Origin of the sequence: Kitasatospora albolonga, from assembly GCA_002082585.1 — a bacterium.
Lineage (GTDB): Bacteria > Actinomycetota > Actinomycetes > Streptomycetales > Streptomycetaceae > Streptomyces > Streptomyces stephensoniae.
Genome location: CP020563.1, coordinates 7,098,185 through 7,116,746, shown reverse-complemented (window position 1 = coordinate 7,116,746; position 18,562 = coordinate 7,098,185). Strand labels below are relative to the sequence as shown.

The window sequence follows — 18,562 nt, the reverse complement described above, 5'->3', positions numbered from 1 at the left end:
GAGCACTTCCCGGGCCGGGGGAAGACCGCCGGGGCGGTCAGCCGCCGTCCCGGGGAGCCGTCCGGGCCAGATCGCGCGCCAGGGCCCGTTCCGCCTCGGTCAGGGGGACTTCCGGGCAGAGGCGTTCGGGGTGCCCCTCCGGCGGCGGCCGCAGGGGCCCTGGCTGCGGGGAGCCGGGCGGTGGCGGCCCGGGCGGTGGGGGCGGGCCCACGCCCGCCAGGCCGAGCCACATCCAGCCCGCCGCCGACAGCGAGCGGCCCAGCGCGGCGAGCAGGCGCCGTACGGCGGTCATCCGGGTACGCCCGCCAGGGCCGCCGGGGTCCGGGCCCGGTCGGCGGACCAGGTCCACAGGCCGGAGACCGCCCGCATGTCCAGGTCGTGGCCCTCGGTCCAGACGCGGGCCGCCGCCGTCAGGACCGACTGGCGGTCCGCCTCCCCGGTGCCCGGGCGGGCGGGCAGCAGGGGGGCCGCCGCGCTCGCGCCGAGGCGCACCGCGCGGTGGCGGCGGGCGAAGGCGGTGAGGGTCTGCCGGGGGCCCGCCTCGATCAGCAGGACGTCCTCGATCGCGAGGAGCTCCTCCAGGGCGTCCTTGAAGCGGACGGTGTCGGTGATCTGGCGGGCCCAGAAGCGCGGGTCGAGCGCCTCCTGAGCCCCCATCAGCGTCCCGGTGTAGCCGGAGTAGAGGGGCAGGACCGGTTCGCGCAGCGGGATGCGGCGGTAGTCGGCCTCGACCTGCTCGGCGGCCGGGGCCATGGCGGGCGAGTGGAACGGGCTGGAGGCGGGCACGTCCACGACGGTGAGCCCGTCGGCCCTGAGCCGTTCGCGGACCTCGGCCAGGGGTGCTGCGGGGCCCGCGAGCATCACCTGCTGGGCGGCGTTGACCGCGGCGACGACCACCTCACCGGTCAGATAGGGGCTCAGCCGCTCCTCGCTCGCGGCGACCGCGAGCATGCCGCCCTCGGGAATCCTGACCGCCTCGCGGACCCGGGACATCACCATGGAGACGGCGTCGCCCAGGGAGACCACCCCGGCCAGCGTCGCGGCGACCAGCTCGCCCGCGCTGTGGCCGAGCAGGGCGGCCGGGCGCACGCCCCAGCTCAGGACGAGCCTGCCGAGCGCGTAGTCGACGGCGAACAGCAGGGGCTGGGCCCGCCGTACGTCGTCCACGGGTATCCGGGGCGGGCCGGGGGTGAGCCAGTCCTCGCGGACCCGTCGGCCCTCCTCGCCCATGTGGGCGAAGACGGCGTCGACGGCGGCGGTGAAGACGGGGTCGCGGCGGTAGAGGCCGGTGGCCATGCCGGTGTGCTGGGAGCCCTGGCCCGGGAAGAGAAGGGCGATCTGGCGCGGCCGGCCGGTCTTCACCGGCCGTGCCTTGTGGACGCTCGCGGCGGCCAGCGCGGAGACGGCGACGGCGGCCCCGCGCACCGGGCCCGGCGGGGTGCCGCAGGGGACGGCGGTGGGCAGGGCGGGGAACGCCTCGCTGTGGGACCCGTCGAGCACGGAGAGCAGTTCGCCGCGCACCCGGGCCTCGTCCCGCTCGTCCCGGCCCGACCAGAGGAGCAGCCGGTGGCGGTCGGGGCCGGTCTCGCGGTGGCCGTGGGAGAGCGGGCGGACGGGCGGGAGGTCGTCGGGGCCGCCCGTCGTCAGGTCGAGCAGGCCGATGATCCGCTCGGAGTCGGCGACCGCCTCGGCGGCGCGGCGGACGGCGTGGACGGTGATGGTGCCGGGGTCCGGTTCGGCGAAGCCCGCGACGATGGCGAGGTCGGTGGTCCCGTCGTGCAGTTCGCGGGCGGCGCGGCGCAGGGCGCGGCCGGGGCTGCGTTCGGTGCGGATGGTGAAGCCCTCGTGGACGGAGGGAAGTTCGCGGGCGGGTCCGCCGATGTAGACGGCGGTGCGCACCGGCAGCCGGTCGAGCGGGCGGCCGAAGGCGCGGAGCACGGCCGAGAGGGCGGCGGGGGTGGCCACGAGCCGCTGCGGCTCGGCGGGCGAGGGGGCGTGGCCGGGGCTGACGACCAGCCTCCGGACGACCGCGCTGGACGAGGTGAGCGACATGTTCCCTCCTGCGGGGCGCGTGGGCCTGATGGGCGCATGGTCCTGATGAGCGCGTGGTCCTGATGAGCGGGGAGCCGGGCGGCCGGCCCGCCCGGGGGGATGTTCGGGCGGGCCGGCCGGGTCGGCGGTCCGGGTCAGGCCGTGGCGGTCTGTCCGGCGTTGACGAGGGCGAGGAGCGCCCTCGGGGTCTCGGCGTCGACCACGGCGTCGTCCGGTATCTCGATGCCGTACTCGCGCTGGATCTGGCCGATGACCTGGAGCAGGGCCAGGGAGTCGTAGCCGAGCTCCATGAAGGGGGTGTCGATGACGTCGCCGTCCAGGTCGACGCCCTCCTCCTCGCCCGCGCTCTCGCGGAGCATCCGGGTCAGATCGGCCAGGGTGACGGTCGTGGTGGTCGTGGTGGCGGTCATGGTGTGACGTCCTCTCGTCTGACGGGCGGTGGGCGGTGTGCGGTCGGGTGCGGGGGGTGGGCAGGGGGCCGGTGCGCGGTGGTCACGGCCGGCGGACGACAAGCGCGGAGTTGAATCCGCCGTGGCCCCGGGCGAGCACCAGTGCGGTGCGCAGGGGGGCCTCGCGGGCCTCGGTGACCAGGTCGATCGGGTGGTCGGGGGCGGCCTCGGTGACGTTGACGGTGGGCGGGATCACCCCGTCGCGCAGGGCGAGGAGGGCCGTGGCCACGTCGAGGGCGGCGCCGCCCGCCAGCAGACGGCCCGTCATGGACTTGGGCGCGGTGACGGGTACGGCTCCGGGGCCGAAGATCCCGGCGAGCGCGGCCGACTCGGCGCGGTCGGCGGCGGGGTCGCCCGAGGCGTCGGCGAGGACCACGTCGATGTCCTCGGGGCGCAGGCCCGCGTCGGCGATGGCTCCCTCAGCGGCGCGGCGCAGCCCCGGGGGGCGGCCCGAGCCCGGGGCCGGGTCGAGGGTGGCGGCGTACCCGGTGATCTCCCCGTACACCGTGGGCGCGCCGCGTTCGCGGGCCGCTTCGGCGTCCTCGATCAGGAGGATGGCCCCGCCCTCGCCGGGCACGTATCCGGTGGCCCGGGCGGAGAACGGCAGGTAGGCGCGGGCCGGGTCGTGGACGGTGCTCATGAGGCCGGAGGCGATCTGCGGCACCCAGCCCCAGGGGCAGAGGGGGGCGTCGACCCCGCCGGAGATCGCCGCGGGGAAGCCCTTGCGGATGTAGCGCCGGGCCTGGCCGATGGAGTCGATGCCGCCGGCCTGTTCGGTGAGCAGGACGCCGCTGGGGCCGCGCAGCTTGTTGCGGATGGAGATCTGGCCGGTGTTGACGGCGTAGAACCAGGCGAAGGACTGGTAGGCGCTGACGTACTCCTTGCCCTTGCTCCACAGGTTCTGGAGCTCGCGCTGGCCGAACTCGACCGCTCCGCCGGAGGCCGAGGTGACACATCCGACGCCGTACTCGGGGAGTTCGGCGGGGTCCAGGCCCGCGTCGGCGAGCGCCCAGTCGGCGGCGGTGAGCGCGAGCCGCGTCATGTGGTCGGTCTGCGGGATGAGCCGGCTGGGGATGTGCTCCTCGGCGACATAGCCGGGGACCTCTCCGGCGACGCGCGAGGGGTAGCCGGAGGCGTCGAAGCGGGTGACGGGGCCGAGCCCGGACTCGCCCGCCAGCGTGGCCTTCCAGTACGCCTCGGTGCCGAGGCCGTTGGGCGCGGTGATGCCGAGACCGGTCACCACGGCGGTGCCGCTCATGCGCTTCTCCTTTCCGGGCGGGCGAGCACCATGGCGCTCTGGAACCCGCCGAAGCCGCTGCCGACGCTGAGCACCGCGTCGGGCCGGGTCTCACGGGCCGTCAGCGGGATGTAGTCCAGGTCGAGTTCGGGGTCGGGTTCGTGCAGGTTCGCGGTGGGCGGCAGGACGCCGTGCTCCATCGCGAGGGCGCACGCGGCGATCTCCAGGGCGCCGATCGCGCCGAGCGAGTGCCCGATCATCGACTTGATGGAGCTGATGGGCGTGCGGTACGCGTGCTCGCCGAGGCTGCGTTTGAAGGCGCCGGTCTCGTGGCGGTCGTTCATCTTGGTGCCGGAGCCGTGCGCGTTGATGTAGCCGATGGCGTCCGGCGCGAGCCGGGACTCGTGCAGCGCCACGTCGATGGCCTCGGACATCTCGCGCCCGTCGGGCTTGAGCCCGGTCATGTGGTACGCGTTGCAGCGCGAGGCGAACCCGGCGATCTCCGCGTAGATGTGCGCGCCGCGGCGGCGCGCGCTCTCCAGCTCCTCCAGGACCAGGACGGCCGCGCCCTCGCCGAGCACCAGGCCGCTGCGGGTCCGGTCGAAGGGGCGGCAGGCGCTCTCCGGGGTGTCGTTGCGCGGGGTGGTGGCGTGGATGGCGTCGAAGCAGGCCGAGGTGATGGGCGAGATGGGCGCCTCGGTGGCGCCCGCGATCATCACGTCGGCGGTGCCCTCCCGGATGAGTTCGACGGCGTGGCCGAGCGAGTCGAGGCCGGAGGTGCAGCCGGTGGAGACGACGGCGGCGGGGCCCTCGGCGCCCGCCGCCCGGCCGACCTCGGCGGCCATGGAGCTGGGCACGAAGTGCTGGTAGAGCTCGGGGACGGCGTAGGCGTGGTCGACCTCCCAGGACCGGCCGCCGTCGCTGACCACGACGTACTCGCGTTCCAGGCTGGTGGTGCAGCCGACCGCGCTGCCGAGCGAGGTCCCGATCCGTCCGGGGTCGAGCGCGGAGGTGTCGAGTCCGCTGTCGGCGAGGGCCTCGCGGGTGGAGACGACCGCGAACTGCGCGGCCCGGTCCAGCCTGCGGATCTCCTGCGGGGAGAGCCCCGCGCCGACGGCGTCGAAGTCGCACTCCGCGGCGACCTGGGAGCGGAAGGGCGAGGGGTCGTAGAAGGAGATCCTGCGGGTGGCGGTGCGTCCCGAGGTGAGCAGGTCCCAGTACTCCTTGACACCCACCCCGCCCGGTGCGACGACGCCCAGGCCGGTGATGGCGACTCTGCGCATGGGCTACCTGGCCTTCGACGGGGCCGGGTGCGCCGCTGCGCACCGGCCGAATGGAAGTGTGGGGGTCACTGTCGATCCCTTCGTCCGTGACACTCCTGAATCGTGGGGCGGCCGGGATGGTTCAGGGTCAGGGCCTCCCCGCCCCGGCCGGCCGGGTACCGGTGCGGCGGTGTGCTCGTGGCGCCCCGCCGTGTCCGGTCCCGTCATGGAACGGCGGGGCTCTCGACCGTGGCTCGCGCGCGCGTGGATCTGCCGCGAAAGGGCCCCGGACCTGCCGCGAAACACTCCTAGGTGGGGACGTTGCCGTGCTTGCGGGAGGGCACTTCGGCCTTCTTGGCGCGGAGCATCGCCAGGGAGCGGATGAGTACGCTCCTGGTCTCCCCCGGCTCGATGACGTCGTCCACGAGGCCGCGTTCGGCCGCGTAGTAGGGGTGCATGAGCTCGCTGCGGTACTCCTTGATGCGCTGCTCGCGCACCGCTTCGGGGTCGTCGGCCGCGGCGATCTCCCGGCGGAAGATGACGTTGGCGGCGCCCTCCGCGCCCATCACGGCGATCTCGTTGGTGGGCCAGGCGAAGGAGAGGTCGGCCCCGATGGACCGGGAGTCCATGACGATGTACGCGCCGCCGTACGCCTTGCGCAGCACGAGGGAGACCCGGGGCACGGTCGCGTTGCAGTACGCGTACAGCAGTTTGGCCCCGTGCCGGATGATGCCGTTGTGCTCCTGGCCGACGCCGGGCAGGAAGCCGGGCACGTCGACGAGGGTGACCAGCGGGATGTTGAAGGAGTCGCAGGTGGAGACGAACCGGGCGGCCTTCTCGGAGGCGTTGATGTCGAGGACCCCGGCGAGCGAGGCGGGCTGGTTGGCGACGATGCCGACGGACTGTCCGTCGAGGCGGGCGAGGGCGCAGACCACGTTCGTCGCCCACGCCTCGTGGACCTCCAGGTACTCGCCGTCGTCCACGATCTCCTCGATCACCCCGCGGATGTCGTAGGAGCGGCCGGGGTCGGCGGGGACGAGGGAGGCGAGCGCGTCGGTGCGCCGGTCGGCCGGGTCCTCGCCCCGGGCGGTGGGGGGCAGCTCCCTGTTGTTCGCGGGCAGCAGCGTCAGCAGGTACCGCACGTCCTCCAGGCAGGATGCCTCGTCGTCGTGGGCGAAGTGGCTGACGCCGGAGGTCGCGGCGTGGACGTCGGCGCCGCCGAGGCCGTTGTGGGTGATGCGCTCCCCGGTGACGGCCTGGACGACGTCGGGGCCGGTGATGAACATCTGCGCGGTGTCGCGCACCATGAAGACGAAGTCGGTCAGCGCGGGCGAGTAGGCGGCGCCTCCGGCGCAGGGCCCGAGCATCACGCTGATCTGGGGGATCACTCCGGAGGCGGCGACGTTGCGGCGGAAGATGCCGCCGTATCCGGCGAGCGCCGTGACGCCCTCCTGGATACGGGCGCCCGCGCCGTCGTTGAGGCTGACCAGCGGGGCGCCGGCCGCCTCGGCGAGGTCCATGATCTTGTGGACCTTGGCGGCGTGCGCCTCGCCCAGTGCCCCGGCGAAGACCCGGAAGTCATGGGCGTACGCGAAGACGGTACGCCCGTGGACCTGGCCCCAGCCGATGACGACACCGTCGCCGTGCGGTTTGCGCTCCTCCAGGCCGAAGCCGGTGGCGCGGTGCCGCCGCAGGGGCTCGATCTCGGTGAACGTCCCCTCGTCGAAGAGGAGTTGGAGGCGTTCATGGGCGGTGAGCTTGTTCTTCTCGTGCTGCCGGACGGTCGCCGCGGGGTCGGGTCCGCGGCTCACCTCCTCCTTGAGGCGGCGCAGTTCGTCCGAGGCGCGCGGCAGGTCGGGGGCGGCCGGGGTCACCGTGAGCTCGTCGAGGATCGTCATTGGCCGAACGTAGGAACGTCACCTCAAGGCCCGGTGGAGCACCCCGCCTGCCCCGGACACCGGGGCGCGGGCGGGGAGTTCAGCCCGCGGTGACCTCCAGGTCGAGCGCCGGGTCGGCGGCGAGCACGGCCTGGTGCAGGCGCTGGAGACGCGGCGAGGGCTCCAGGCCCAGTTCGTCGATGAGCGTGGTGCGCAGCCGCTGGTAGGACTCCAGGGCCCGCCAGGAGCTGCCCGCGCGGTGCTGGGCGGTCATGAGGTGGGCGCAGAAGTTCTCGTGCATGGGGTTCTTGGCCACCAGGACCCGGAGCTCGGGCACGATCTCGCGGTGCCGGCCGAGGTGCAGGTCCGCGTCTATGCGCCGCTCCAGCGCGGCCATCCGGTCCTCCTCCAGGCCCAGCACCTCCAGTTCGAGGACGCTGCCGACGCGGACGTCGACCAGCGCGGGCCCCTGCCACAGCTCCATGGCCTGGCGCAGCAGGGCGGAGGCGGAGCGGTAGTCGCCCGCCTCGTGCGCGTCCCGCCCCGAGGCGGCGAGCCGGGTGAACTCCTGGGCGTCGACCCGGCCGGGCTGCACCTGGAGCAGATAGCCGCCGTGCTGGGTGACGAGCACCTCCTTGGCCTGCCGGTGCGGGTCTCCCGCGAGGGCGGTGGCCAGTTTGCGCCGCAGCTGGAGGATGTACGTCTGGAGGGTGGTCGCCGCGCTGCGCGGGATCTCCTCGCCCCAGATCTCCTCCATCAGCGTGGGCACGGTGACGACCCGGTCCGCCTGGAGGGCCAGGAGGGCGAGGATCTGGCGGGGCTTGCCCGCCGTGGGGACCACGGAGACACCGTGCTCCATGGCGGTGAGCGGCCCCAGTACATTGATCTCCATCGTCCGTACTCTCCTCTGCGTCGGCACCCCGTCACACGAGCACCGGAACATGTGGCGCTCAGCGTCACACGAGACTCGCATCCCCGGTGCCCGACGCCCCAGTGAGCGGATCACGAAGGAGAACATGAAAATGTCATGCCGGGTTGGTGAACGCGGCACTGGGCCCCGGTGAGAGCACACGCGCAGAATCCTGAAGCACGGGACGTCGAACGCGGACGTCGAGGGGCCGCCGGCCGAGTCCGGCGAGAAGACGGCCCCGGGACACAGTGTCCGACCGGCTCAGGAGGGGAACCCATGATCGGCTCGACCACCATCGCTCCCGCACCGACCACGCACCTCGGCACCGCCGACCCGGAGCGGACCGCCGAACGGCTCGCCCTGCTCACCGCCCGCACCGGTCTGGAGCCGGAGCTCGCGCAGCGCTACCTCAGCAACCCGGTGTCCGTCCTCGCCGAGTTCGGCCTGGCGGCCGAGCCGGTCTACATGGAGCTGGCCGACAGCCGGTCCCAGGGGCTGTCCCTGGAGGACCTCGACGGCACGGCGGCCGAGGCGGGCTCGTTCTGCAACTTCACCCACATCCCGGCGGCGGAGAGCAGATCGTTCTGCAACTTCACGCACAGCCCGGCGGCGGACTCGTCCTTCTGCAACTTCACGCACGCCCCGGCTCAGCAGGCCGCGTCCTTCTGCAACTTCACCCACCGGCCGGACGCCGCGGCGGGGCGCTCGTGACGCTCACCGGCCAGGCGCCCGCCGCACTCCCGGTGGGGTTCAAGCGCCATCTGCGCGTGGAGACGGTCAGCGGCGAGGCGGTCTATCTGCTGTCGGAGCGCGGGACGACCGTCCTGCGGGGCCCCCAGGTCGAGCTGCTGGCCCCGCTCCTGGACGGCACCCGGACGCTGTCCGCGGTGATCGCCGAGGCGACCCCGGTGGTTCCGGCCACCGATGTGGGGCAGCTCATCGCCGCTCTCGCGCGCGCCGGTCTCATCGGCTACCGCGACCCGAGGGCGGACTCCGCCGCCGCGGCGTACTGGGAGCTGGCGGGGCTGGGCAGCGCCGGGGTCGAGGCGGCGGTCGGTATGACGCCGGTGCACGTGGTGGCGCTCGGCCGCACCGACGGGGAGGCGGCCCGCGCGGAGTGCGCGGCGGCGGGGCTGACCCTCGCGCCGGACCCGGAGACGGCCGGTTTCGGGCTGGTGCTGTGCGACGACTACCTGGAGCCCGCGCTCGCCGGGACGGACGCCCGGTTCCGGGCGGCCGGGCGGCCCTGGCTGCTGGCCCGGCCGGGCGGTCCCGAGGTGTGGGTGGGGCCGGTGTTCGGCACCGAGGACGGCCCCTGCTGGTCGTGTCTGGCGCAGCGGATGCGCGGCCACCGCTCCTCGCAGGCGCCGGTCCGCCATGCGCTGGGGCTGCGGGGGCCGGTGCCGCTGCCGGAGGCGACGCTGACGGCGGTCCGCATGATGGGGCTGCACTCGGCGGTGCTGGAGGCCCTGAAGTGGGTGGCCGAGATGCGGTACGAGGGGCAGGGGGCGGTGTGCCGTCTCGACACCCGTACGCTGCGCAGCACGCACCATCCGGTGGCGCGGCGCCCGCAGTGCCCCCAGTGCGGCGACCCGGGGCTGATGGCCGCGCGGGGCCGCCGCCCGGTGGTGCCGGTGTCCCGCCCGAAGGCGGTGGCGGCGGGCAGCAACCACCGGGCCCTGCCCGCCGCCGAGGTGATCGAGCGCTACCGGCACCTGGTCGACCCCGTGACCGGCATCGTCGCGGGGCTGCGTCCGGCCCCGGGGACACCGGACGGGCTGAACCGCTGGGTGTCCGGGCGGAATCTGGCCTGGCGGGGCACCTCGGCGGAGGGGCTGCGCAGTCACAGCGGGGGGAAGGGCGTGACCCCGCAGGAGGCGGAGGCCGGTGCCCTGTGCGAGGCGGTGGAACGTTACTGCGGTACCCGCCAGGGCGACGAGGCGGTGACCGAGGAGTCGTTCACCGGGCTCGGGGACGCCGCCGTGCACCCCGACGCCGTACAGCTGTTCTCCGGCCGCCAGTACCGCGACCGCGCCGTCTGGAACGCCACGCACGGGGCGATGCACGCGGTACCGCCGCCCTTCGACGAGGGGGCGCGGCGCGAGTGGACCCCGCTGTGGTCGCTGACCGGGCAGCGGCAGCGGCTGCTGCCCACCTCGATGCTGTACTTCGGCCAGGGGCCGGACGGCGTCGAGCACGCGCCCTGGGCCGACTCCAACGGCAACGCGGCGGGCTCCAGCATCGAGGACGCCGTCGTGCAGGGCTTCCTGGAGCTGGTGGAGCGGGACGCGGTGGCGCTGTGGTGGTACAACCGGCTGCGCCGCCCGGCGGTCGACCTGGACGCCTTCGACGAGCCGTGGCTGGCGCGGACCCGGGAGGTGTACGCGAGGTCCGGGCGGTCCCTGTGGGTCCTGGACCTGACCTCGGACCTCGGCATCCCGGTGATGGCCGCCGTCTCCCGGCACGAGGAAGGTGCCGAGCAGCGGATCTCGTTCGGGTTCGGGGCTCATTTTGATCCCCGTCTGGCGCTGCGGCGCGCGGTGACGGAGATGTGCCAGCTGCTGCCGCCCGACACACCACCAGGGGAACCCCTGGCCCGGCGGACCGATCTGGCGGCGGAGCTGCGTACCTGGTGGTGCTTCCAGACCGTACAGAATCAGCCATACCTGCTTCCCGATCCCCTCGAGTCGCGGCGTGTGCCGTCGAGTTACGCCTACGTGCCGCGCGCGGACCTCAAGGCGGACGTGGCGGCGGCGGAATCGGTGGTCCGTGCCCACGGCATGGAACTCCTCGTGCTCGACCAGACACGGCCCGATGTGGAACTACCGGTCGTCAAGGTGGTCGTTCCCGGACTGCGGCACTTCTGGGCGAGGTTCGGTCCCGGGCGCCTGTTCGACGTTCCGGTTCGCCTGGGATGGCGTCAGAAACCGACGCCGTACGCGGAGTTGAATCCCGTATTCCTCTTTGTCTGAAATTCGGATTCTCACCGGCGCCTGTGGTTGGGGGCGCTCCTCGGCCACTAGCATGCTGTTCTCTTACAGAGACCGGGCCAGGAGAGTCGATGCCGGACCGCACCCGTACCGCGCCCGCTCCACCCGTCGGAGAGAGGGGCCGTCAGGCCGATCTGCCGGCCCCTCTGCTGGCCCGTTCCATCACCGTCACCGCCCTGGTCTGCTACGCCACGGTGACGATCCTGAACGTGCTGCGGTGGGGGGACGCGAGCACCCTGCGCCTCACGATCTGCATCGGGCTCGTCCTGCTGGTCTTCGGCGTCCAGTTCGTCGTCACCGCGCCCTCCGCGCGGTCCTGGGGAACGCGGCGGCGGATCGGGGTGCTGGGCCTCCAGGTCGCGCTGACCTATCTGCCGCTGTTCTGGTACGGCATCTCCTGGGGCAGCATGGAGGGCCCGCTGGCGGCCTCGGTGCTGCTCACCCTGCGGCCGGCCGCCGCCTGGCCGCTGTTCGGGGTGGTGGTGGCGAGCATCCCGGCCTACTCCCTGGCGCTCGGCCACCCCGTCACCCAGGCCGCGTACTACCTGATCGCCGGGATGCTCTGCGGCATCGTCATCTACGGGCTCAGCAGGCTGACCGACCTGGTCCACGAGGTCCACCGGACCCGGGAGGAGCTGGCCCGGATGGCGGTCGGCCGGGAGCGGCTCCGGTTCGCCCGCGATCTGCACGACCTGCTCGGCTACAGCCTCTCGGCCATCGCGCTCAAGGGCGAGCTGGTGCACCGGCTCATCGAGGTGCGCCCCGAGCACGCCCGGTCCGAGACGGAGGAGCTGCTGATGGTGGCGCGCCAGGCGCTCGCCGACGTACGGGTGGTGTCCAGCGGGTACCGGGACATGTCGCTGCGGGACGAGGCGACGTCGGCGGCGGCGATCCTGGCGGCGGCCGACATCCAGGCCGATGTGGCCATCGACTGCGGGCGGCTGCACCCGGTCGTCGACACGGTGCTCGCCACGGCCCTGCGCGAGGGTGTGACCAACATCCTGCGCCACAGCAAGGTGCGGCGGTGCAGCATCTCGGCCACCGTGGACGAGGAAACGGTCCTGCTCAGCCTGGTCAACGACGGGGCGGGGCGGCCCGGCGCCCGGTCCTCCGACCGCACCACGCGCAGCAGCGGTCTGCACAATCTGCGGGAGCGTTTCACGGAGATCGGCGGTGGACTCACCGTCGGTCTGCGGGAGACGGGCCGCTTCCATCTGGAGGCGTATGCGCCGATCCGGCCACACATGGCCGAGGATCGTTCGTACGATGAACTCCCCGCAGACCGCCGGGTCGCCGTGGGGGCCGACCCATTCGAGAAGCGCTGAGAGTCCGGAGGGACGCATTGCCGTGCGTGAGAGTACTCATCGCCGAAGACATGCACATGATCCGGGGAGCGCTCGTGGCGCTGCTCGAACTGGAGCCCGATCTCCAGGTCGTGGCGTCCGTGGACCGGGGGGACACCATCGTGAAGGCGGCGCTCGCCTCCCCGCCGGACGTGGCGATCATCGACATCGACCTGCCCGGCGTGGACGGGCTCACGGCGGCGGCCGACCTGCATGTGCAGCTGCCCAGCTGCCGCACGCTGATCCTCACCAGCCTCGGCCGCCCCGGAACGCTGCGCCGCGCGCTGTCGGCCCAGGTCACCGGGTTCCTGCTGAAGGACTCGCCGCCGCAGCAACTCGCTGACGCCGTACGGGCGGTGGCCGCCGGACGCCGGGTGATCGACCCTCAGCTCGCGCTCAGCGCCTGGGACTCGCCGCAGAACCCGCTCTCGCCCCGGGAGCTGGAGGTCCTGCGGCTCGCGGCCCGGGGCGCCGACGCCGCGGAGATCGCCGGGTGCCTGTTCCTGTCAAAGGGGACCGTCCGCAACTACCTCACGGCCATCGTGACCAAGCTCGGCGCGCGCAACCGGATCGACGCCATCCGGATCTCCGAGGAGGCCGGCTGGATTCCCTGACCGGCCGCCGGGGCCGGTGCGCTCCGAGCGGTCCGCCGCCCCGGCCAGCAGGGTGTCCAGCAGCCCGTCGTCGAGCATCGTGGTCACCGAGACGTCCGCGAGCCCGCCGAAGCCGGTGTCCTGGACCGCCGCGCTGACCACGTACCGCTCGCCCACGCCGAACGTGCCGAACGTCCAGTCGCCCGCCGCGGCCGGTGAGCCGTCGGGGCGCACCAGCCGGGCCGCGGCCCCGTCCAGGGCGAAGCCGAACTCGGTGAACCGGAAGCGCAGTCCCTGGCCGCACGCCTTGCTGTACGCCTCCTTGAGCGTCCACAGCCGCACCATCGCGCCGTTGCGCGCCGCCTCGCCGCCCGCGTCCAGCCGCTCCTTCTCGTACGGGGTGCACGCCTGGAGTTCGGAGCCGGTGCGGGCGATCCGGCGGTCGGCCCGCTCCACGTCGACACCGATCCGGCCCCGCCGGGTGACGGCGACGACCATCATCTCCTCGGTGTGGCTGAGGCTGACGTCGATCTGGTCGCAGCCCCGTACGTACGGGCGCCCGCCCGGCTGGTAGGAGAGATCGACCAGGTCCGGGGTGGTGTCCAGGACGGCCGCCGCCGTGTAGCGCAGGAAGAGCCGGGACGCCACGAACCGGTCGCGCATACGGGGGCGGTCGAGGCTCTCGTACCGCCGCCAGTCCCGGCCCAGGAGCCTGCGCACCGCGTCCTGTCCGTCCCGGGGCAGCCAGCCGGGCATCGTGCCGTACACCAGGACGCTGCCGGTGGCCGCGAGGGCGTCCGCCACCCGGTCCCACGGTCCCTGGGGCCCGAGCGCGGGGACCGGCCGGCCGATCGCGGGAGCCACTCAGGCCCCCGCGGGTTCGGCGGCCAGCGGGCCGGCGTCGAGGGCGGAGATCACTCCGGCCAGGTCCACCGCGTCGCAGTCGGCCCGTGGGCAGACCGGGATGCAGACGGGGCTGCCCAGGCGGCGCAGGTACGGGGTGAGCACCGGGCGGGGCCCGACCTCGACGACATGGGTGAGGTCCTGCTGGCCCAGCATGGCGCGGGCCGCCTCGGCGAACCGGATGGGCGAGGTGAGCTGGAGCGACCAGTGGGGGGCGTGCAGCGGGCCGTGGGTGATCCCGCCGACCACGGTGGAGTAGAACGGCAGCTTCGGGCTGCCGCCCGGCACCCGGCGCGCGGCGGCCTCGAACTTCGGCACCACCGGCGCCATCAGGGGGGAGTTGAAGGCGTGGGTCACCGGGAGGTGGCGGCAGCTGACGCCCCGGGCCGCCAGGTCCGCCTCGATCCGCTGGAGTCCGGCGACATCACCGGAGAGCACGGTGGAGCGCGCCGCGTTGAGCACCCCGACGTCCACGCCCGGCTCCCGGGCCACCAGGGGGGCGACCTCGTCCGGCGAGGCGCAGGCCGCCATCATCCCGCCGCCGGGCGGCAGGTACTGCATGAACGCGGCGCGCAGGGCGACCAGCCGGGCCGCGTCGGGCAGGGCCAGGGCCCCGGCCACCGTCGCCGCGGCGAACTCGCCGATGCCGTGGCCGAGGACGGCCACCGGCACCACCCCGGACGCCTCCAGGGTGCGGGCGAGCGCGTACTCGACGGCGAACAGCGCCACCTGGGCGAACGCGGTGCCGTGGATACGGGGGTCCTCACCGAGGATCAGGTCGACGACCGAGGTCTTCAGCAGCGGGAGGAGCGCCTCGGACGCCTCGTCCAGATGGCCCCGGTAGGTCGCCGAGTCCAGATAGAGGCCCGCCGTCATGCCCGGGTACTGGCAGCCCTGCCCGGTGAAGACGAAGGCGGTCCGCACCTCGCGGGGTGAGCGCCGCATGTCCCGGTAGGCCATGTGGCGGGCCAGGTCGCCGATGGTCCGGTGGGCCCAGATGTCGTCCAGGTCGATGATCGGCCCGAACTCCTCCTCGATGTCGCCGTACAGGCTCAGCGCGGCCACCGAGTCCAGCTCGTAGCCGACGAGCGGGTCCGTCTCCTCCACCGGCCGGCCGAGGTAGTGGGCGAGCCGCTCCAGCAGCCATTCCCGGTGGGCCGCACCGTGACGGCCGGGTCCTTCAGCGGACATGAGGGGTACTCCTTCGGAACGTGAACCGGGTGGGGGGCGGGAACCACGGCGGACGGGGCCTCAGGCCAGCGGGGACGCGTACAGGTCGTAGCTGCGGCGGCCGCGCAGCCGGGCGAGCACCTCGGCGAGCGCGCGCTGTTCGGCGGCGGCCGGGCGGTCGGGGAGCGCCAGGCCCAGCCGTCGGCCCAGCCGGTAGAGCACCGCCGAGGGCCAGGCGGTGTCGGCGAGGAACGGATCGGCCGCCGCCCCCGCGTTCTGCTGCTCCCGCCACACCCCGAGACAGGCGGCCGCCGCCAGGACCAGGGTGTAGCGGTCGGCGAGGCCGAGGCTGTGGGGGCTGGCGAGGAGGCGGCGGTCGCCGAAGCCGATCTCGCCGAACGCCTTGCGCAGATCGTCCAGTTCGATGGTGAAGGCGCGGATGAGGAAGCGCAGGGCGCCCGCGTCCCGGCCCCGGCGCGGCAGATGGGTGTCCTCGAACAGGTCGGTGGACGCCACCAGGGTGGCCGCGAGCGGATCGCCGTCGCCCAGGAGCGCGGGCTGCGACAGGTCCAGCGGGGGCAGGGCGTCGTGCAGCCGGAAGAGCCCGGCGGGGGCCTCCGGGTCGGCGAACCAGGCATGCTGGGCGAAGAACGGCAGCTGCGGCAGGATGCTGACCTGGCGTCCCGCGCTGCCGGAGTGGCCGAGCGAGGTGACCGGCAGGTCCCGCAGCTGCTTCTGGAACATGCCGTACGCGCCCTCCTCGGCGAAGGTCGCCTCGCCGAGGACCGCCGACATCTCGTCCATCGTCTCGGCCGTGAGCTTGGGCGCGAGGTAGGCGGCGGCGGCCGAGTAGACGCTCATCTGCCGGGGCAGCAGATGCAGCGCCCGGGTCGCCACCAGGGCCAGGCAGTCGATGATCAGCAGGTCCAGGAGCGCTCCCGTCAGGACGTCGCGCACATGCTGGACGTCGAGGGAGGAGCGCCCGCCCGGCCGGGGGCGGGCGGCGAACGCCGCCACGGTGCGCAGCGCGGTGTCTCCCCCGGCGAGCACGATCGAGGGGATCAGGCCCCGGATGACCAGGGAGGAGCGCAGGGACAGCTCGTAGCCGTCGCCCTCCGATCCGACCAGGGCGGTGGCCGGGGCCGGGCAGTCGTCCAGACGCAGACCGCCGAACTCCGCGCTGCGCATCCCGCTGGTGGCGCGTCGGCCCAGGTCGCTGACCCGGTCCGGCGGGAGGGCCGCCCGGTCGAGCAGGAGCACGCTGTGGGCGCGGGGGTGGCCGGGCTCCCCGGTGCGGGCGAAGACGACGAGTCCGCGGGCCCGGGAGGCGTTGGCGATGCCCGTCTTGCTGCCGTCGATCAGCAGGCCGCCGTCGGGGGCGGCCCGGGCGGTGAGTTCGTCGCGGACGAAGTCGTTGCCGTGGGCGACGCCGTGCCGGGCGACGGCGACCCGGTCGCCGCCGAGCAGCAGGGAGGCGATGAACCGGCGCTGCGCCTCGTCGCCCGCCGTCCATACCGGGGCGGCGGCGAAGAAGCAGTTGAGCCCGTAGCCGAAGCCGAGCGAGGCGTCGCGGCGGAAGACCGGCCGCAGGACACGGCCGAGTTCGTCCATGCGCCGCAGCCGCCCGCCGAGGGCGGCGGGGACGAACTCCGCGTTCAGGCCGTGGGCGTCGAGCACCGCCTCGGCGCCGGGCGGCATCGCACCGGCCGTGTCGGCGGCGACGAACGCGGCACCGCCCAGCGGGTTGGCCGGGTCGTCCAGCGGCCCGAAGGACCGCTCCAGGGCGTCGATGCGGTCGGTCACGGAGGTCATGCCCGCACCCCGGCAGACAGGAGCCGCTCGACCTCGGCGTCCAGGCGCTGGTGCAGCGGGCGCAGTTCACCGTTGAGGAACATCCGGCGCATCGCGGCGCGCTCCACCTTGCCGCTGGTCGTGCGGCGGACCGTGCCGGGGCTGACGAACAGCAGGCCCGCCGTGTGGACCTCGTGCTCGTCGCCGATGCGGGCCGCGACCTTCGCGGCCAGTTCGGTGAGGTCGATGTTGTAGTGGCTGCGGGCGCGGACCTCCTGGACAAGCACCACATGCTCCCGCTCCCCCGGTACGGCGAAGACGGAGGCCGGGCCGAACAGGGCGCTGACCTGTTGGACGGTGCGTTCGATGTCCTGCGGGTGGACGTTGCGCCCGGCGATCACCATGACGTCCTTGATGCGTCCGGTGATCCGCAGGCGGCCCGCCGGGTCGAGTGCGCCGAGGTCGCCCGTACGCAGGAAACCGGTGCCCCCGGTGCCGGAGATCCGGGCGCCGAAGGTGGCGGCGGTCTCGGCGGGGCGGCGCCAGTAGCCGCGGGCGACGCCGTCGCCCCGGACCCAGATCTCCCCGGTCTGCCCGGGCGCGCGCTCGGCACCGGTGTCCGGGTCGACGATCCGCACCTCGGCGTCCACGGGCACCCCGCAGTCCGCCGCGCCGCCCCGGTCGTCCGGGCGGTGGGCGGAGACCAGGAGGGTGGCCTCGGCCAGCCCGTAGGCGGGGGTCAGGGCCTCGGGCCGCAGTCCGGCGGCGGCGAAGCGGTCGGCGAAGGCGGCGGCGGTGACGGGGTCGACGGGTTCGCCGCCGTTGACGGCCGTACGCCAGGCCGTGAGGTCGAGGGCGGCGATCTGCAGGTCGTTGACGCGGCGCAGGCAGAGCTCGTAGCCGAAGTCCGGGCCGCCGCTGACGGTCAGGCCGTAGCGGGAGATGGTGTCGAGCCAGTTCAGGGGGGCTTTGACGAAGGTCTGGGGGGTGAGCATCACCGTGGTCGTGCCGAGCCACAGCGGGTGCAGGAGCTGGCCCACGAGCCCCATGTCGTGGTGGAGGGGCAGCCAGCCGCCGAAGCGGGAGGCGGGGCCGGTGTCCAGGGCCGTGCGGATGGCCTCCTGGTTGGCGACCAGATTGCGCTGGGTCACCATCACGCCCCGGGGTTCGCGGGTGGAGCCCGAGGTGTACTGGAGGTAGGCGACATCGTCCGGGTCCACCGCCACGGTCCCGTGCGGGGCCTCTTCCGCTTCCGCCGGGTCGGGGGCGCGGTCGGCGAGCAGGCAGGTGACGCCGGTGAAGCCCGCGCGGGCCAGCAGCTGGGACGCCTCGGCGGCGTGGGCGCTCCCGGTGAGCACACAGCTGGCCGCCGCGTCCTTGACGATGCCCGCGATGCGCTCGTCGTGGTGGCCGCGCCCGCCGGGCGGGGCCACGGGCACGGCGACGCGGCCCGCGTGCAGGCAGGCGAGGAACGAGGCGGCGAACAGTCTGCGGGAGGACTGGAGGACGAGGACCCGGTCGCCGGGGGCGGTGTGGGCGGTCAGCCGGGCGGCGAGCAGCCGTACCAGAGCGGCGAGTTCACCGTAGCCGACGGGTTCGGGGCGCAGTCGGCCCCCGCTCTCGGACAGCAGCACGAGGGCGTCGCGTTCCGGTGTCGCGGCGGCCCTGGCGTGGAACGTGTCGATGAACGTGCGGAAGCCGGTCACTGCGGTCCCCTCCCGTGTCGGGCGGCCCAGGACACCTGGCCCTGTCCGCCGGTGCCCCGGACGCTCCAGCCGGCCCGTTCGGCCGGTCCCGGTGGATCGGGGGGCGCGGCCCGGTCGCGCAGGAGGGCCATCAGCACGGTGGTCACTGCGGCGATCTCCGCCGCGTCCGGACGGCCGCGAAGCACGGTGATACCTGTCGTGTCTGCCATGTGCGAAGCGTGCACCCGGCCGCTCGAGGGGCCCTGGGTCCTTCTCTCGGATCGGGCTCGATCCGGGGGA

At 74.0% G+C, this 18,562-nt stretch carries 16 protein-coding genes; 4 read left to right on the top strand and 12 right to left on the bottom strand.

What is annotated here, in order from left to right; all coding sequences use genetic code 11:
* Positions 1 to 37: 37 nt before the first annotated feature.
* The 7 genes from B7C62_31285 to B7C62_31255 form a co-directional block, all read right to left on the bottom strand.
* Positions 38 to 292, bottom strand: a complete 255-nt coding sequence (locus B7C62_31285) for a hypothetical protein (GenBank protein ARF76264.1) — start codon at positions 290 to 292, stop codon at positions 38 to 40.
* Positions 289 to 1,296: a hypothetical protein gene (locus B7C62_31280; protein ARF77454.1), complete on the bottom strand. Its 1,008-nt coding sequence runs from the start codon at positions 1,294 to 1,296 to the stop codon at positions 289 to 291. The genes B7C62_31285 and B7C62_31280 overlap by 4 nt, the downstream gene beginning before the upstream one ends.
* 890 nt (positions 1,297 to 2,186) lie before the next feature.
* A complete protein-coding gene (locus tag B7C62_31275; protein ID ARF76263.1) occupies positions 2,187 to 2,462 on the bottom strand; it encodes an actinorhodin polyketide synthase in 276 nt (91 codons plus the stop codon).
* 82 nt (positions 2,463 to 2,544) lie between these two features.
* Positions 2,545 to 3,759 carry a ketosynthase chain-length factor gene (locus tag B7C62_31270; GenBank protein ID ARF76262.1) on the bottom strand — a complete coding sequence of 405 codons (1,215 nt, stop codon included), beginning with the start codon at positions 3,757 to 3,759 and terminating at the stop codon, positions 2,545 to 2,547.
* Positions 3,756 to 5,021, bottom strand: a complete 1,266-nt coding sequence (locus B7C62_31265) for a beta-ACP synthase (protein ARF76261.1) — start codon at positions 5,019 to 5,021, stop codon at positions 3,756 to 3,758. Before B7C62_31265 ends, B7C62_31270 begins: the two co-directional genes overlap by 4 nt.
* A gap of 287 nt (positions 5,022 to 5,308) precedes the next feature.
* Positions 5,309 to 6,898, bottom strand: a complete 1,590-nt coding sequence (locus B7C62_31260; protein ID ARF76260.1) for a methylmalonyl-CoA carboxyltransferase — start codon at positions 6,896 to 6,898, stop codon at positions 5,309 to 5,311.
* A gap of 79 nt (positions 6,899 to 6,977) precedes the next feature.
* The gene (locus tag B7C62_31255; GenBank protein ID ARF76259.1) at positions 6,978 to 7,769 is read right to left on the bottom strand and encodes a hypothetical protein; all 792 of its coding nucleotides are present in this window, start codon (positions 7,767 to 7,769) and stop codon (positions 6,978 to 6,980) included.
* Between the two features lie 294 nt (positions 7,770 to 8,063).
* On the opposite strand from B7C62_31255, the gene B7C62_31250 reads away from it, so the two are divergent.
* From B7C62_31250 to B7C62_31235, 4 genes are all read left to right on the top strand, one after another.
* The gene (locus B7C62_31250) at positions 8,064 to 8,498 is read left to right on the top strand and encodes a hypothetical protein (protein ID ARF76258.1); all 435 of its coding nucleotides are present in this window, start codon (positions 8,064 to 8,066) and stop codon (positions 8,496 to 8,498) included.
* Positions 8,495 to 10,759: a hypothetical protein gene (locus B7C62_31245; protein ID ARF76257.1), complete on the top strand. Its 2,265-nt coding sequence runs from the start codon at positions 8,495 to 8,497 to the stop codon at positions 10,757 to 10,759. Before B7C62_31250 ends, B7C62_31245 begins: the two co-directional genes overlap by 4 nt.
* Positions 10,760 to 10,848: 89 nt before the next feature.
* Positions 10,849 to 12,102 carry a histidine kinase gene (locus B7C62_31240; protein ARF76256.1) on the top strand — a complete coding sequence of 418 codons (1,254 nt, stop codon included), beginning with the start codon at positions 10,849 to 10,851 and terminating at the stop codon, positions 12,100 to 12,102.
* A 17-nt stretch (positions 12,103 to 12,119) separates the two neighbouring features.
* Positions 12,120 to 12,734, top strand: coding sequence for a DNA-binding response regulator (locus B7C62_31235; protein ARF76255.1), 615 nt, complete (start codon positions 12,120 to 12,122; stop codon positions 12,732 to 12,734).
* Here the strand turns inward: B7C62_31235 and B7C62_31230 are convergent.
* From B7C62_31230 to B7C62_31210, 5 genes are read right to left on the bottom strand one after another with little or no spacing between them, the layout of a single operon-like run.
* Complete coding sequence (locus B7C62_31230) at positions 12,627 to 13,577, bottom strand: phosphopantetheinyl transferase (protein ID ARF76254.1); 951 nt, start codon at positions 13,575 to 13,577, stop codon at positions 12,627 to 12,629. The genes B7C62_31235 and B7C62_31230 overlap by 108 nt on opposite strands.
* Positions 13,578 to 14,807, bottom strand: a complete 1,230-nt coding sequence (locus B7C62_31225; protein ID ARF76253.1) for a hypothetical protein — start codon at positions 14,805 to 14,807, stop codon at positions 13,578 to 13,580.
* A 60-nt stretch (positions 14,808 to 14,867) separates the two neighbouring features.
* The gene (locus tag B7C62_31220; protein ARF76252.1) at positions 14,868 to 16,598 is read right to left on the bottom strand and encodes a hypothetical protein; all 1,731 of its coding nucleotides are present in this window, start codon (positions 16,596 to 16,598) and stop codon (positions 14,868 to 14,870) included.
* Positions 16,595 to 18,313, bottom strand: a complete 1,719-nt coding sequence (locus B7C62_31215; GenBank protein ID ARF77453.1) for a polyketide synthase — start codon at positions 18,311 to 18,313, stop codon at positions 16,595 to 16,597. The genes B7C62_31220 and B7C62_31215 overlap by 4 nt, the downstream gene beginning before the upstream one ends.
* Positions 18,280 to 18,492 carry a hypothetical protein gene (locus tag B7C62_31210; GenBank protein ARF77452.1) on the bottom strand — a complete coding sequence of 71 codons (213 nt, stop codon included), beginning with the start codon at positions 18,490 to 18,492 and terminating at the stop codon, positions 18,280 to 18,282. The genes B7C62_31215 and B7C62_31210 overlap by 34 nt, the downstream gene beginning before the upstream one ends.
* Positions 18,493 to 18,562 lie beyond the last annotated feature (70 nt).

Excerpts from the sequence above, each read along its gene's own strand:
- B7C62_31220 (ARF76252.1), bottom strand. The coding sequence starts at position 16,598 with ATGACCTCCGTGACCGACCGCATCGACGCCCTGGAGCGGTCCTTCGGG.
- B7C62_31275 (ARF76263.1), bottom strand. The coding sequence starts at position 2,462 with ATGACCGCCACCACGACCACCACGACCGTCACCCTGGCCGATCTGACC.
- B7C62_31260 (ARF76260.1), bottom strand. The coding sequence starts at position 6,898 with ATGACGATCCTCGACGAGCTCACGGTGACCCCGGCCGCCCCCGACCTG.
- B7C62_31225 (ARF76253.1), bottom strand. The coding sequence starts at position 14,807 with ATGTCCGCTGAAGGACCCGGCCGTCACGGTGCGGCCCACCGGGAATGG.
- B7C62_31265 (ARF76261.1), bottom strand. The coding sequence starts at position 5,021 with ATGCGCAGAGTCGCCATCACCGGCCTGGGCGTCGTCGCACCGGGCGGG.
- B7C62_31255 (ARF76259.1), bottom strand. The coding sequence starts at position 7,769 with ATGGAGATCAATGTACTGGGGCCGCTCACCGCCATGGAGCACGGTGTC.
- B7C62_31270 (ARF76262.1), bottom strand. The coding sequence starts at position 3,759 with ATGAGCGGCACCGCCGTGGTGACCGGTCTCGGCATCACCGCGCCCAAC.
- B7C62_31210 (ARF77452.1), bottom strand. The coding sequence starts at position 18,492 with ATGGCAGACACGACAGGTATCACCGTGCTTCGCGGCCGTCCGGACGCG.
- B7C62_31280 (ARF77454.1), bottom strand. The coding sequence starts at position 1,296 with ATGGCCACCGGCCTCTACCGCCGCGACCCCGTCTTCACCGCCGCCGTC.
- B7C62_31250 (ARF76258.1), top strand. The coding sequence starts at position 8,064 with ATGATCGGCTCGACCACCATCGCTCCCGCACCGACCACGCACCTCGGC.
- B7C62_31240 (ARF76256.1), top strand. The coding sequence starts at position 10,849 with ATGCCGGACCGCACCCGTACCGCGCCCGCTCCACCCGTCGGAGAGAGG.
- B7C62_31285 (ARF76264.1), bottom strand. The coding sequence starts at position 292 with ATGACCGCCGTACGGCGCCTGCTCGCCGCGCTGGGCCGCTCGCTGTCG.